This window comes from Methanofastidiosum sp., from assembly GCA_020854815.1.
In the GTDB taxonomy this organism is placed as follows: domain Archaea; phylum Methanobacteriota_B; class Thermococci; order Methanofastidiosales; family Methanofastidiosaceae; genus Methanofastidiosum.
In genome coordinates, this window is record JAHKLW010000005.1 from 57,319 (window position 1) to 71,438 (window position 14,120).

Consider the following 14,120-nt stretch of genomic DNA (forward strand, 5'->3'; position numbering starts at 1 on the left):
TTAAGATAGGGAGATAAAGCTATATTATAGAGGGTGAAAAAGATTTGGAGCTACCTTTTTGTGAGATCTGTTTGAAGACCGGAATGCTCTGCCCAGGTTGTACTGCAAAGATTAAAGATGGCGAACTTAATGACAACGACCTTGAAATAGCCAAAGAACTTTACAGGCTTTCTCAAGAAAACAAAGGACTTAAAGATGTAAAGTTCAAGAGAAGTATTAAGGTTGGCAGTCTTATAATTATTCTCATCGAAGCAGGAGAGATAGGAAGTATTATTGGCAAAGGTGGCAATGTAATAAGGGGATTAAGTAAAAAATTAAATAAAAAGATAAGAGTTATTGAAGAAAGCAAAGATGTTAAAAAAGTTGCTTCTGACTTGTTATACCCTGCAAAAGTTTATGGTATAAACATTGTTTACATGCCTGATGGAACAATAATTAAAAGACTCAGATTAGGAAAAGAATTTGAGCGAAAACTTCCTATTGCAATAAAAAGTGTAAAAGAAATACTTTTGTTGATCACGGGCGAGAATGTTGATATTGTATTTGAATAATTTTTCTAATACTTTCTTTTTATTATAAAATCGCAAAGGTCAGTTAGAAATATTTTTGATTTGTCTTTCATGTTTGGATCTATAGACTCTTTGGCTGCTTTGATTAATCTAGATTCCTTTTCAATACAGTAATCCAAAGCTCCGCAAATTTTCATTATGTCTTTTATTTCGGCTATGTCTTCAGAAGAAGCATTTCTGTTTCCTAAAATGGCCTTAACTTTCTTCAATTGATTTTCATCTGCTAATTCAAGTGTTTTAATTACTAATAATGTATTTTTTCCTTCTTTGATGTCGCTGTCAACAGGTTTTCCAGTTGTCCCTTCTTCTCCAAAGACCCCAAGAATATCATCATGGACTTGAAATGCTCTTGAAAGATTTATAGAGTAAGTATCTAATGAGCAGATATCTGCCTTCTCAGTGAAAAGAAGGCCAATTTTTAAAGGGTATTTAAAGAGGATACCGGTCTTGTGGTCTATCATTTCAAAATATTTGTCTTCGTTTCCACCTTTTTGTTCCATCAGAATATCTAATAACTGGCCCTCGTTTAATATTTTGTACATTTCTCTCTGCATTATCATTGCTTGAGTAACTATCTTATCCTCAAATCCACTTGATCTTATTGCCTTCCCACTTAAAGCATAAAGTATGTTAGAGCCCAAAACTGAAAGTGCGTAAGAATATCTAGAGATTGCTCTTTGCATCAGAAGTAGTTGAGAAAGCCCATCTTTTTTAATCCAGTTGCCACCCTCATAATAGGGATTCAAGTCAAATCTTGTAGATTTCAAAAATTTTTCTGCATATATTGCATTGAATGTTTTTTCTCCATGCCTTACTACGTCTTCATCCATAGCGTCGTCAAGTATAAGGGAAGAAGAATGAAGAAGCTCAAATGCTATAGATGTTCTTAAAATTTTAGGATTATAGTCTGAATAACCACAATAGGCCATTATACACATTATTGGTCTAAGGCGTTTTCCGCCAAGGAGCGTGTGATGTCTTATATCTTTATAAAAATCACAAAGAGTATCATTATCAATAGATTTTAATTCTGCTTCAAAAAATTTTTTAATTTCTTCTTCTATATCTTTTTTGAGCTCGCCTGCGACCTTAGCAAAGTCCATTGTTGCACCTTTAACAAATTTTTTATTTTTAGTTTAAATAAGTTTTGAACATAGCTTTTAAAGGGAAATTAATAAATCATTTTAGATGCCAATAAAGAAAACTGATGCTAACTCATTTTACACCGGAAAGCTACAGAAAGGTTGCAAATTGTGTATTAAAGGTAGGAAATCTGTACTTTTTGTCACTGGAATTTGCCACGTAAATTGTTATTATTGTCCCGTATCGAATGAGAAAAAGGATAAGGATATCTCGTACATCAATGAGAGAAAAATAGAAAAAAAAGGAGATATTTTAGAAGAGATAAATGCCTGTAGGTCAAAAGGAATCAGTTTTACTGGGGGGGATCCTCTTCTAAAAATAGACAAATGCCTTGACTATGCTAAACTAATCAAAGAAAATTATAGTGACCACCATATCCATCTATATACAGGCAGTACTGATAAAACATCTAAAAAGCTATGCAAACTAGAAGGATATGTCGATGAAGTTAGATTCCACGTTAAAAATGAAAAAGAAGTATCCAGACTAAAGAGCATTATTAATATGGATTATAGTTTTGGTATTGAGATCCCTGTTATACCAGGAGATTTTCAAAGAATTTGCTCGATAATTGAATCGGCATCTTCTGTTGGCTTCTCTTTTGTCAATTTGAATGAATTTGAATATACAGAAACAAATTGGGAGAATCTTTCTAAAAAGGGTTTTGATTTTGATGACGATACAAGTATGATAAAGGGTAGTAAAGATCTATCCCTGAAATTATTAGAGAAGTACAAAAATCTCCCGATATCGATCCATTTCTGCCCTTCTGTTCTAAAGGATGCGATCCAACTTAGGAGGAGATGGGAGAGACGGGCAAAGAATACAAAAAAATATTATGAGGAGATTGAAGACTGCCTAATAGTAAAAGGTGAGCTATCAGGGGACATAAAAGAAATAGTAAACTATCTTAACGAGGAACTTAATATTTCTAAAAAGATGTATGAAGTTCAGGAAAACAAGGTATTCACCCACTGGGCGATAGCAGAGGATATATCTGAGGATAAAGAAATATCAAAGAAGATAAAATCAGCAATAATAAAAGAATACCCGATATATAAAAGAGTTATAGCTGAATACATCCCTCTTTAAATCAACTCATTTTTAGGAATACTAGATGACTTTGGGGATTTTGGTTTTCTATTCAAAGTTCCAAGTAGTACGCCAAATTCCATTGTGACTGCACTAAGCAGCACTCCAAATATTATGTACATTGAAGGAGATATGTTTGATTTTTTTAATTCGATTTCTGTTTTGACAAGCTCTATCCTTGCATCAATTTCGCTGACTTTGGCAGTTAATCCAAGCTCTTGGTATGCCAATTTTGCTTTTTCATACTCTTCAAGAGCTTTTGGATAATTTTTCTTTGTGAAGTATTCGTTTCCCTGTGAATAATAGTTCTCTGCTTCTTTTACAAGAGCTGAATCTTTAATTGTAAAAGAGATCGATTCAGTAGTGGCTCTCTTATTGCCATATGGATCAAAATACTCAACCATTACATCAGTCTTGTAGTTTCCAGCGGGAGTGTCGCCTTTTGCAGCTATTGTTAATGTGACGTTTCGTGACTCTTGTGATCTCATTAGCCCAATTGACTCTACATCTAAAGATGTTGTAAAATTGTTAGTTGAAGGAACAGTTAATTTAATATTGTTTCCGTATCCAACGCCATAGTTTGATATCTTAAATGGGATCTTTATACTCTGACCCTGAAAGACTTCTATTGGTTGGGAAGATAATTCTACTTTAAGAGTAGGAAATTCTTTAATTACTTTGAATTCAATTTCTTTCATAAGCAAATAAGGTTTGCATCCTTGTCGGCAATTTCCAATTTCCCCCTTAATCTTTAAGGGTATTTTATAGGTGCCGGCGTCAGCATTATTTTCAATTTGGATTGATAGCCTTATACTAGCCTTGTCTTGCACATTAATAGTATGATCCCCATCCCCAGGCACAAATTCTTTTTCGGCGTCTATAAGTTTTACATAATTTCTAATATCAGAAGGGATTTCATTTAATTCGATTACCCCTTTTAAGTCCCAGAGCATCTCAGAAGTCGTATTATGTAAGTTTACATCAATAAATATTAGTTTACCTGGCTCAACTTCCTTAGGATACGTTAATTCTACCTGTGGATCGGCATCTGCTGCACTATACAAAGGTAACAAAATCAAGGAAATAAGCAGTAAAGGTAAGGCCTTCTTCATCATAAATGATAGTATATAATAAGTCTTTTAAGCGTTACCCCATATATTTTTTTAATGAACAGACGTTTTTTCTCGGTTTTTACCTGCTTGATGCTAATATGCTCGATAAATTTCGTATTAGCGGCTGATGAAAAAAAAGAAGTAACCATAATGATACATCTTTATGAAAAAGAAAACGAAAGTTATACCATATCAGGAGATATCTATAATTACGAGATAAGGCTCGTAGATGTAGATGTCTGTGATCCAGACCTATATCTGGGCACTTCTTGTATTAATACTATAGAACTTAATATACTTCAGAAACATAAGTATACAAATGAAGTCATTAAAACAGTAGTAGTACCTGACATTGTAAAGGTCAGAGATATCGAAATGAGTAATGAATTTGAAGATATTAAATTTGATGCAATATTTGTATTTACAATTTACTTTGACCGTGGTGCTGCAAACTTCAAGATTAATTATACGAAAAAAGATGTTGTGAGGGGCATGAATCTTGTTTATTCAGGAGAGCTTACCGATACACCACTTTCACTTTATTTTGGAGAGGGGGATAAAGTATACCCAGTGATTGTGAATAGCACTGGGGAAAGACTTATTGTTAACGTTAGGGATAATCAAGATTCAAAAACTCTATATGGGTTACCGGATGATATTCTTGCATTTGGTTCAATCATGGTAAGAGTCATGAACAAAACAGATAATGGTATAAGATTTACAATTTATTCGCCCTCAAACGTGAAGTCATTGGAAAAATCTGAGATCTCGTTGAGAAAAGGAGAAACGAGTAATATCGGAGGCATGGACTTTAAGATTTCAGATGCTTCGGCTCTTTCAGCAACAATTAATGTAGATAATCAAGATTATGCAATAAGAAAACGCTCATTTAAAGGAATCAGCAATTTTATCTTTGAAGTAAACGATGTAGCGAGGGATACTGTAAAGTTAAACATTTACCATCAGCCATCAGTTTCTATCGTAGGATATAACCCAAATGTTAGCCTCACAGTCACGAAAAAACTTGAATCTGAAGAGGGAGATATATTCGAAATACCTTTCACTCTTGCAAATACCGGCAGAGCTCACGCAAATAATCTAAAAGTCAATTTACAGAGCTCATCTGGAAACATTGTTGAAGGATCATGGAGTGGTTCACTAAATGTTGGAGAAACTAAAGAACTTAAATTTAAAGCAAGATTTGATGAACCTGGAGACTATGTATTAATTTTTAATGTAAATGCAGGCCAAACTACTGAAGGGTTTCAAGAAGAGGTAAGTGTAAAATCTAAAGTAACTTCAGTGCTAAAAGAGGGCCCTATGAAATCCCTAATTTTTATAGCTGGCGAATACATCCTAACTCCGGATAGGATTAGATTGGCCCAGAATTCTATTAATATCTTTTTATATGTAGGAATTTTATTGTCAAGTTTAATAGTAATAAATTCTGCAAGGCAAAAACTTCCTAACATGGAAATACAACAGAAAAGGCCTAAGAAGAATATTGTAAAAAGAAAACAGGAAACTAGTAATGTAAATGGCCGGCCCATCAAAAGAGAAGAAGCACCAACTATCAAGAAAAGAAATGATGTAGCAATGGGTCAAGAAAGAATAAAACCGCCAAGAGAAAGAAAAGAGGGCGGCATTAAAAAGAAAAGTGTAAAAAAGAGAGAATGATTATCTCCTTTTTCGTAATGCAATATATATCGCACCTAATAATGTGCCCCCAAGAATTCCAACTTCTTCAAATGGAACATTTTTAGTTTCGCCTTTCGGCTGCTCCACTTCAGGTGGTTTATCAACAACTGATTTGTTCTCTTCTTCTGGAGTTTCAACTATTTCTTTTTCTTGAAGTAATAAGTATATTCTATTATCATTGGAGCCAACGATAATATCCTGTTTGCCATCTTTATTGATATCAATTATGTAAAAAGTTTCAATCCAGCCTTGAGTTTGGAACTTATATTCAGTGCTACCAGTGTTATAATCAATAATATAAAGATTATTGTCTTTGCATCCGGCAACTAAATAGTTAGTATTTTCTTCCTTAATTACGTCAATCATGAATATTCTGTCTGGCAGATCGAATCTTTTCAGAAATCCGCCTTTTGAGTCAAGAACTATTATTTCTCCATTGTTACCGGCAATAATTACTTCATCTCTGCCATCGTTATTTACATCAAAAAGTGCTGATGCGCTTGATTCAGTTTCTGTTCTAAATTCCCACATTGACACTAAATTCCTGTTTAAAGAGTAGACAACTGTTCCTTTCCAGTTTTGAGAATCTTCTCTAAACCAACGGGATACGTGAATAATATTGTTGTATCGGTCAAGATAAAGGTCTCTTAGGATATGTTTTGTTGTGTAAGATTTAGTAAGCTTTCCTAGACCATCAAGCATGTAAGTATTGTCCCAAGATACGATCATGATTTCGTTTATCCCGTCTTCATTAAGATCCACGATAAGAGACCTAAAGTTATACCCTCTAGTTTTGTAGTCCCAAAGTAGATTAAGTTCCTCATCAAAAAGATAGACATTACCATCGTCAGCACCAACAAGTGTTTCATAGGTTCCGTTTGAGTCGACATCCCCTATATCTACATCAAGTACTGATCCCAAAATAGGTATGATCACAATTTCATTTCCTTGAGAATCAAGGAAGTAAACTAATGCATTATATATCTCTTTTTGGGAAACAACTCTATTTTCTGTTCCCAAGATAATTTCGTTTCCTTGGGAATCAAGAATATCCATGACTTTCATCATTGAAAAAGAATTATTTGATTCTAGAGTCCACTTGAGAGTTCCTTTATCGTCTAGACAGAAAAACTTCTTACCGGCTGTATAGGCAAGAATCTCATAATTTCCATCGCCATTTAGATCACTTGCCATAACGTTTAGTATATCAAATTCATCGTTGTGAATTGATTTACTTTCAAATTCTAAAGACATTGCGGAAGATATTGTTCCAATTGAAAATAGTAAAATAATTAATATGGCTATAATTTTAAATTTCATATGACCACGAAACAGATTATTTTTTCTTTTATTTAAAACTATTCGTAAATGAGTCAATAAAAATATTATAAAAAATATATAGGCCCTATATTTTAAATAAATATCCAAAACTTTTTAAGGATTGATTTTAGAAGGAGTTCAGGTGTAATTATGGCCCAAGACAAGGAAAATAAATTAATCCTATTATTTGAAGAGATAGATATAGATGATATTCCTTTTGTAGGTGGTAAGAATGCCTCTCTTGGTGAGATGATAAGAAATCTTAAAAGCAAGGGGATTAAAATCCCTGAAGGATTTGCCATTACATCTTATGCTTATGATTATTTTTTAAAGAATGCTGGGATAGAGAAAAAGATAAAGGACATTCTAAAGGACCTTGACACAAACATTTACGAAAATCTTGCAACGCGGGGAGAAAAAATAAGACAGGCCATAATTGAAGCAGAATTTCCTGATGAGTTAAAGAAAGAAATTATTAAGGCTTATGGAAAGTTAGAAGAAATATATGGTAAAAATGTGGATGTTGCTGTGAGGTCGTCCGCAACTGCTGAAGACCTTCCCGATGCTTCATTTGCAGGCCAACAAGAAACTTTTCTTAACATTACCGGCCCAGATGCCTTGATTTTATCATGTAAAAAATGTTTTGCTTCTCTATTTACTAATAGAGCCATATCATACAGACACGATAAGGGGTTTGACCATTTCTCAGTCAAACTCTCAATAGGCGTTCAGAAAATGGCTAGAAGTGATACTGGGTCAAGTGGCGTTATATTCACTATTGATACAGAGTCTGGTTTTAAAGATGTAGTTTTAGTTACTTCTATTTATGGTCTTGGTGAGAATATTGTTCAGGGTACTGTAAATCCCGATGAATTTTATGTCTTTAAACCTACTTTAAAGAAAGGTTACAAATCAATCATCAATAAAAAACTTGGATCGAAACAGAGAAGAATGATTTATTCTGATGACCCTAATGAAAGTACAAAAAATATAAGGGTCGATGAAAAAGAAAGAAACAAATTCTCAATAACTGATGAAGATGTCCTAAAACTTGCCAGATGGGCGGTAATAATAGAAGATCACTATTCTAACAAAAAAGGTAAACAGACACCCATGGACATTGAATGGGCAAAGGATGGAACTAACGGGGAGCTTTACATTCTGCAAGCAAGACCTGAAACTGTTCATTCTCAAAGAGATTTCAATACAATAAAGACCTACATCCTGAAAGAAAAAGGGAAAAAGCTTGTGACAGGTCAAGCAGTTGGAGATCTAATTGGGCAGGGAATGGTCCATATCATAAGGACCCCTAAGGAAATTTCTCTTTTCAGAGAGGGGGAAATCCTTGTAACAGAAATGACAGACCCAGATTGGGAACCTGTTATGAAAAAAGCAAGCGCTATTGTGACAAATAGAGGTGGGAGAACCTGCCATGCAGCTATAGTGTCACGGGAACTTGGTATACCGTGCATCGTTGGAACTGATGACTCAACTGAAGTTTTGTCTGATGGACAGAAAGTTACTGTAAATTGCGCTGAAGGGGAGATAGGTGCAGTATATGATGGGTTACTAAAATATGAAGTGGAAGAAATAGATATACAGAAACTTCCAGAAACTAGAACTAAGATAATGATGAACGTGGGAATACCAGAAAAAGCATTCTACCAGTCACAGATCCCAAACGATGGTGTTGGATTAGCAAGAGAAGAGTTTATTATTAATTCTTACATAGGGATCCACCCAATGGCCCTTGTTAACTTTGAAGAGTTGAATGAAAAAGCAAGATACGATATGGCTGTTGCAGAAGTTATAAAACAGATAGAAGATAAAACAGGTGGATACGCGGAAAAAACTCACTTCTATATTGACAAGCTTACATATGGCATATCAATGATTGGGGCAGCATTTTATCCTAAAGACGTCATTCTTCGTCTAAGCGACTTCAAATCCAATGAATATGAGAATCTTATTGGTGGGAAGTTCTATGAACCTAAGGAAAGCAATCCAATGATCGGTTGGAGAGGGGCTTCTAGATACTACGATGAAAAATTCAAGCAAGGTTTTGCCCTTGAGTGTAAGGCCATTAAGAGGGCTAGAGAAGAGATTGGACTGGATAACATCAAGCTGATGGTTCCATTTTGTAGAACGCCTGCTGAAGGTAGAAAAGTTATAAACACTTTGAAAGAGTTTGGACTAGTCCAAGGCGAGAATGGCCTTGAAGTTTATGTGATGTGTGAAATCCCTTCAAATGTTCTTGCCGCAGACGAATTCTGTGAGATATTTGATGGATTCTCTATTGGTTCAAATGATCTTACGCAACTTGCCCTTGGTCTCGATAGAGATTCAGAGATTGTTTCAAGCATCTATGATGAAAGGAACATTGCAGTCAAAAGATTGATTAAAAAGGCAATTGAAGTAGTGAAATCAAAGAGCAAAAAAATAGGCATATGCGGTCAAGCGCCGTCAGACTTCCCAGAGTTTGCATCCTTCCTAGTTGAAAGCGGGATAGACTCAATAAGCTTGAATCCAGACACAGTCATAAAGACTAGACTAAACGTTTGGGAAAAGGAAAAAGAGATGGGGTTCATATAGGTAATGTTTGAATCGCTAGTTTCGTCAATCGTTTTAGGTGTCACAGCGGGATTATGCCCCTTAAATCTTTTTTTTATTATTCCTATTTTTCCAAAAGTTTTGGGGGTGCGAGCCCCACTTAATGCTATTTTATTTTCTTTAGGTGTGTCTACAATATTTATACCCCTTGGACTTTTGGGTAATTTTGGAGTTTCTTCAATATTTAATTCAGATACTAGATTAGGATTCTTATTAGGGGCAGTAATATCTATTGCTATAGGGCTAATACTTCTAAGAGTAATAAAAATTAGTTATATTCTATCAGTAAAAAGAGAGAGAAAATTTTACGGTTCAACTCCATATACGTATGGAATTTCATATGGATTAATAACGATTGCAAGGGCCGCCCCACTTTTGATATCATTAATATCAATAGTTTCCCTAGAAAAAAATATATTGGTAGCAATAGCTTCCCTTTTGATTTACTCTTTCTTAGTTGGCATGCCTCTTATTGTAATTTCTTCAGTTTTTGGATTAAAGCGGGTTGAAGATTTTATTAAGAAATACTCAAAGTCATTAGACAGGACAAGTGGCTTGATGCTGGTACTAATTGGATTGTATTACCTATATTTATTTCTCTATTGATATAAGGTATTTAATGAATTTATATTATTTTAATATAAGAGATAATATAGAACAAATTTTATAATTTGTTTTAATTTTTAGTATTATGTCCTAATATAATAGATAAACTTAAATAGGGTTATACTGAACTTCAATAGCCGGATAGAAGGTGATGACATTGAATGTTTCAGAAAGATCGTCAACGATAAGTTATGCTATTCGAGATGTAGTTGAATATGCAAGAAAACTTGAATCTAAAGGAGACACTATACTAAAATTAAATATAGGAGACCCATTAAAGTTTGACTTTAAAACTCCAGAACCTATGGTAGATGCCATCATCAATGCGGCTAGAGGCAGTTTTAACGGATATGAGGATTCTCTTGGAAATACAGAATTGAGAAGAGTCATTGCCGAAAGAGAATCTAAAAACAACGGAAAGATATATCTAGAAGATGTTGTTATAACTGCAGGCGTAACTGAAGGTGTCAATTTAGTCTTTGGTGCTACACTTGAGCCTGGGGACGAAGTGCTAGTTCCAGGCCCAGGTTACCCAACATATACGGCATATGCAAATTATTTTGGTGCAATTCCTATTCCATATAGGACTATTGAAGAAGAGAACTGGAACATCGACGTTCAAGACCTCAAATCTAAGATAACAGATAGGACAAAATGCATAGTCATAATAAATCCAAATAACCCCACAGGTGCAACATATTCTAAAAAAAATCTAAAAGAGATACTTGATATTGCTATTGAACATGATCTCTTTATTATTTCTGATGAGATATATGACAGAATCACATTTAAAGATTCTTTTGTGAGCCCGGCTTCCATGACTGATGAGGTTCCCATAATAACATTCAACGGTATTTCAAAGATCTATCTTGCCCCGGGGTGGAGGGTTGGATATATGGCATTCTATAACTGGGATACCCTGTTTGATATAAAAGAGGGGATAATGAAGGAACTTCGTGCAAGGATTTCTGCAAATTCAATATGCCAGGTGGGGGCTATTGAAGCTTATAAGAGTAGTGAAAAATACTTAGTAGAAATGGTCTCAAAGTTAAAGCAGAGGAGCGAATTTGCTTATAAGAGATTAAATGAAATCCCAGGGATAAGTACGGCAAAACCTATGGGTGGACTTTATATCTTTCCAAAAATTGAGCTAGAAAACAGGTGGAAGGATGATAAAGAGTTCGTATATGAATTTTTAAAAATGAAAAAAGTTCTTTTGGTCCACGGTAGTGGATTTTGCCCCACTTATGGAAAGGATCATTTTAGATCAGTTTTTCTGCCTCCAGTTGAAACAATGGAAGACGCTTTTTCGAGACTTGAAGATTTCATGAAAACTAAAAAATGATTTTTTAGAGATAATTATTTATATTTTAAATTTCTAATATATAATATGCGGGCTACAGATCCAGAAATTCTCGATGCCATTAAGAAAGTTCTAAGAGAAGACATAGTAATTCACTCACAAAAAGAACTCTTTGAAAAGGTAAGAAAAAAGCTATCTGATAATGATGAAGTTAGAGTCTCGGCAGAGAGGATAAGGAGAGTTGCTAAAAAATATGGTGTAAGAGTTCAGGTCCATTCTCGTAAGGGCAAAGAAATAAAGATCTGCCCCTTTTGTGGAAAAGACCTTCAGGATATTATTTCTCAAGACCTATTTGGTAGATCAACGACAATTGGCAAAGTTTGTAAGAGCTGTAAGTTTGAAATAGGACTTGGCAGAAGTCCTGCAAGATACATATTCAGAAGATAGAATATTGTATCTAAAATCTGAAAAATCTTCTTTTCGATGTTGCTTCTTTAGTAATAGTTTCGGCAACACCTATAATCAGACCAATGATAATGGGCCCATAAAGCAGCCCTATCGGCCCAAGCATGTAGAATCCGCCAAATAGGCCTATCAGAATTATAAAGGGATGTAGTTCAGATTCTTTATCTCTAAATTTGGGATATAAATAATGATTGTATAAAATAGTGAGTACTACCACACAATAAATTAAAAGGCCAAATCCCTTAAAATAATTTCCCAAATTGATATAGTAAACTGCCAATGGAACAAAAACTATCCAAGAGCCTATAAGTGGGAGTAACGATGCAAGGAAGACTAAAAGGCCAAATAGAAATGAATAAGGAACGCCCAACAGTGTAAATCCAATAATTGCAAGTAATCCAGTTACCATAGCGTTCATAATATTTCCATAAATTAATCCGTCGATAACTTTCTTTGTAGGTTGTAGTATTTCAATTAAGTCTTTGTGATATGAAGTAGGCATTATTTTACGGATAAATTCTTCAATAGATTCCCTTTCACTTAAGAAGTAATAGAGGGCTAGAAAAAGGATTACCATGTTTAATAATGTCAAAGGTAGTTGACTCATTGTCTTTGAGAATAGTGCTGTTATATCTATTATCTGTGAAAATGTTTGGAGAATAAATTCATAAGCTGGAGATTCAGGTATATTTATCCCAAAAAAGCTTAGAATCGAGATATAGGATTGAGTTCTTAATATTTCAATCACTACATCAAGTTCGGAGAGCGCCTTAAATAATGCATAGAGTAATGCAACTAAGATAGGGGTGGATATGAAAAGAGTTGTGAATGCAGCAGATATATTGTTTCTTTTTATTTTGCTAAATATTCTATTATAGATGGGAAGGAATGTGTATGCAAACACAAAACCCCCAATTAATCCAGGTATGATTGGGTAGACTAGATATATTCCCGATACTAAGATAACTATAGATATGGCTATCTTGATGTAAGAAAGTTTATCCATTAAGGAATATATTATAAGGCCGTATTTAAGAGTTGCCCAAATTAAAAATAAAAATAAAATTAGAATTATCAATCAGTTGGGCACTCTTCATCCCAAGGTCTGATGCATTTTTTAAGTCCTTCACACCATTGGTAACCTGATGCAACTAGACATCCGTGCTCATCAACGTCGCCGCCAATTGTGCATGACTCTTCCCAGGTTCTGATGCACTTATTTTTGACCTCACACCATGTATAGCCTGCTGATTCTTTACATCCGTGCTCGTCGACATCCCCTCCGATACTGCATGTTTCTTCAAAAGACCTGTAACATTTCTGTGTGTACTGACACCACTGGTATCCTGCTGCTATTAAGCATCCGTGGGCGTCTCTGTCTCCGCCTATTGGTTGTGTCTGAGTACATGACTCTTCCCATGACCTTAGACATTTCTGTTTGACTTCACACCACTCATATCCTGCTGCAATTAGGCATCCATGTGCATCTCTGTCCCCACCTATTGGAGGTGCTGGCGGATCTGGAGTGCATGATTCTTCCCAAGACCTATAGCATTTCTGTTTGTATTCGCACCACTGGTATCCTGCTGCTATAAGGCATCCGTGGGCGTCTCTGTCTCCTCCAATGGGAGGTGATTCAGTACAATGCTCTTCCCAAGGTCGGATACATTTATTTTTTAAGGCACACCATTCTTCTCCATCATCAATCAAACAGCCGTGTACATCTTTATGTATCACAATAGAGCAATTTTCTTCCCATGGTCTGATGCATCTCTGTTTAATATCGCACCATGTGTACCCTGCACTACCAATGCATCCATGTTCATCCCTGTCACTGCCATATGGCTGCACGCATTCTTCCGGCGGTTTAATACATTTCTGTAAAGCGTTACACCAAGAATAACCTGAAGAGGTAATACATCCATGTTCATCCTTCTGTTCTTTTGGAGTTTGTGCACAGCCTAGTAGAAGTGATAATATCACCATACTAGAAATCAGAATTATGTAAGTTTGTTTCATCGGAAAAGTTAAGATTAAGAAATATATAAATGTTTTGATTAATTAGGCTGTGGGACATAATTAACCTGCATTTAGCTTCAAAAGATTGTGCCAGAGCACGAGGCATGAGACGGTGCAGTTTATTCTGCCCGTTAACTTCTGCTCTATCTTCCAGCCAAATCGCCTCTTGTCTGCTGAGAACGC

The 14,120-nt window shown here is 35.0% G+C and carries 12 protein-coding genes; 7 read left to right on the forward strand and 5 right to left on the reverse strand.

Annotation, left to right across the window (positions count from 1 at the left end):
- Positions 1-44 precede the first annotated feature (44 nt).
- Positions 45-551: a KH domain-containing protein gene (locus KO464_00875; protein ID MCC7571925.1), complete on the forward strand. Its 507-nt coding sequence runs from the start codon at positions 45-47 to the stop codon at positions 549-551.
- Between the two features lie 5 nt (positions 552-556).
- Here the strand turns inward: KO464_00875 and KO464_00880 are convergent, their stop codons facing one another.
- Positions 557-1,672, reverse strand: a complete 1,116-nt coding sequence (locus KO464_00880; GenBank protein ID MCC7571926.1) for a polyprenyl synthetase family protein — start codon at positions 1,670-1,672, stop codon at positions 557-559.
- 85 nt (positions 1,673-1,757) lie between these two features.
- Here KO464_00880 and KO464_00885 point away from each other — a divergent pair, with 85 nt between their 5' ends.
- Positions 1,758-2,804, forward strand: a complete 1,047-nt coding sequence (locus KO464_00885) for a 4Fe-4S cluster-binding domain-containing protein (GenBank protein ID MCC7571927.1) — start codon at positions 1,758-1,760, stop codon at positions 2,802-2,804.
- Here the strand turns inward: KO464_00885 and KO464_00890 are convergent.
- Entirely contained in the window at positions 2,801-3,919 is a 1,119-nt protein-coding gene (locus KO464_00890) for a hypothetical protein (GenBank protein MCC7571928.1), read from the reverse strand. The genes KO464_00885 and KO464_00890 overlap by 4 nt on opposite strands.
- Before the next feature lie 51 nt (positions 3,920-3,970).
- Here KO464_00890 and KO464_00895 point away from each other — a divergent pair, with 51 nt between their 5' ends.
- Entirely contained in the window at positions 3,971-5,593 is a 1,623-nt protein-coding gene (locus KO464_00895) for a hypothetical protein (GenBank protein MCC7571929.1), read from the forward strand.
- On the opposite strand, the gene KO464_00900 is transcribed toward KO464_00895, so the two are convergent.
- Complete coding sequence (locus KO464_00900) at positions 5,594-6,934, reverse strand: WD40 repeat domain-containing protein (GenBank protein MCC7571930.1); 1,341 nt, start codon at positions 6,932-6,934, stop codon at positions 5,594-5,596.
- Between the two features lie 150 nt (positions 6,935-7,084).
- Here KO464_00900 and ppsA point away from each other — a divergent pair, with 150 nt between their 5' ends.
- From ppsA to KO464_00920, 4 genes are all read left to right on the forward strand, one after another.
- A complete protein-coding gene (gene ppsA, locus KO464_00905) occupies positions 7,085-9,526 on the forward strand; it encodes a phosphoenolpyruvate synthase (GenBank protein MCC7571931.1) in 2,442 nt (813 codons plus the stop codon).
- Positions 9,527-9,529: 3 nt separating this feature from the next.
- Entirely contained in the window at positions 9,530-10,150 is a 621-nt protein-coding gene (locus KO464_00910; GenBank protein MCC7571932.1) for a hypothetical protein, read from the forward strand.
- Between the two features lie 151 nt (positions 10,151-10,301).
- A complete protein-coding gene (locus KO464_00915; GenBank protein MCC7571933.1) occupies positions 10,302-11,495 on the forward strand; it encodes an aminotransferase class I/II-fold pyridoxal phosphate-dependent enzyme in 1,194 nt (397 codons plus the stop codon).
- Positions 11,496-11,540: 45 nt separating this feature from the next.
- Positions 11,541-11,900: a hypothetical protein gene (locus KO464_00920; protein MCC7571934.1), complete on the forward strand. Its 360-nt coding sequence runs from the start codon at positions 11,541-11,543 to the stop codon at positions 11,898-11,900.
- A gap of 10 nt (positions 11,901-11,910) precedes the next feature.
- Here KO464_00920 and KO464_00925 read toward each other — a convergent pair whose 3' ends face one another.
- Together KO464_00925 and KO464_00930 are read right to left on the reverse strand one after the other, a co-directional pair.
- Entirely contained in the window at positions 11,911-12,924 is a 1,014-nt protein-coding gene (locus KO464_00925; GenBank protein MCC7571935.1) for an AI-2E family transporter, read from the reverse strand.
- A gap of 68 nt (positions 12,925-12,992) precedes the next feature.
- Positions 12,993-13,937 (reverse strand): hypothetical protein, encoded by a 945-nt coding sequence (locus tag KO464_00930; GenBank protein MCC7571936.1) that lies wholly within the window; start codon positions 13,935-13,937, stop codon positions 12,993-12,995.
- Positions 13,938-14,120 lie beyond the last annotated feature (183 nt).

Coding starts and splice junctions, on each gene's coding strand:
- KO464_00920 (MCC7571934.1), top strand. CDS start 11,541: ATGCGGGCTACAGATCCAGAAATTCTCGATGCCATTAAGAAAGTTCTA.
- KO464_00925 (MCC7571935.1), bottom strand. CDS start 12,924: ATGGATAAACTTTCTTACATCAAGATAGCCATATCTATAGTTATCTTA.
- KO464_00880 (MCC7571926.1), bottom strand. CDS start 1,672: ATGGACTTTGCTAAGGTCGCAGGCGAGCTCAAAAAAGATATAGAAGAA.
- KO464_00885 (MCC7571927.1), top strand. CDS start 1,758: ATGCCAATAAAGAAAACTGATGCTAACTCATTTTACACCGGAAAGCTA.
- KO464_00900 (MCC7571930.1), bottom strand. CDS start 6,934: ATGAAATTTAAAATTATAGCCATATTAATTATTTTACTATTTTCAATT.
- KO464_00910 (MCC7571932.1), top strand. CDS start 9,530: ATGTTTGAATCGCTAGTTTCGTCAATCGTTTTAGGTGTCACAGCGGGA.
- KO464_00930 (MCC7571936.1), bottom strand. CDS start 13,937: ATGAAACAAACTTACATAATTCTGATTTCTAGTATGGTGATATTATCA.
- KO464_00915 (MCC7571933.1), top strand. CDS start 10,302: ATGACATTGAATGTTTCAGAAAGATCGTCAACGATAAGTTATGCTATT.
- KO464_00895 (MCC7571929.1), top strand. CDS start 3,971: ATGAACAGACGTTTTTTCTCGGTTTTTACCTGCTTGATGCTAATATGC.
- ppsA (MCC7571931.1), top strand. CDS start 7,085: ATGGCCCAAGACAAGGAAAATAAATTAATCCTATTATTTGAAGAGATA.
- KO464_00890 (MCC7571928.1), bottom strand. CDS start 3,919: ATGATGAAGAAGGCCTTACCTTTACTGCTTATTTCCTTGATTTTGTTA.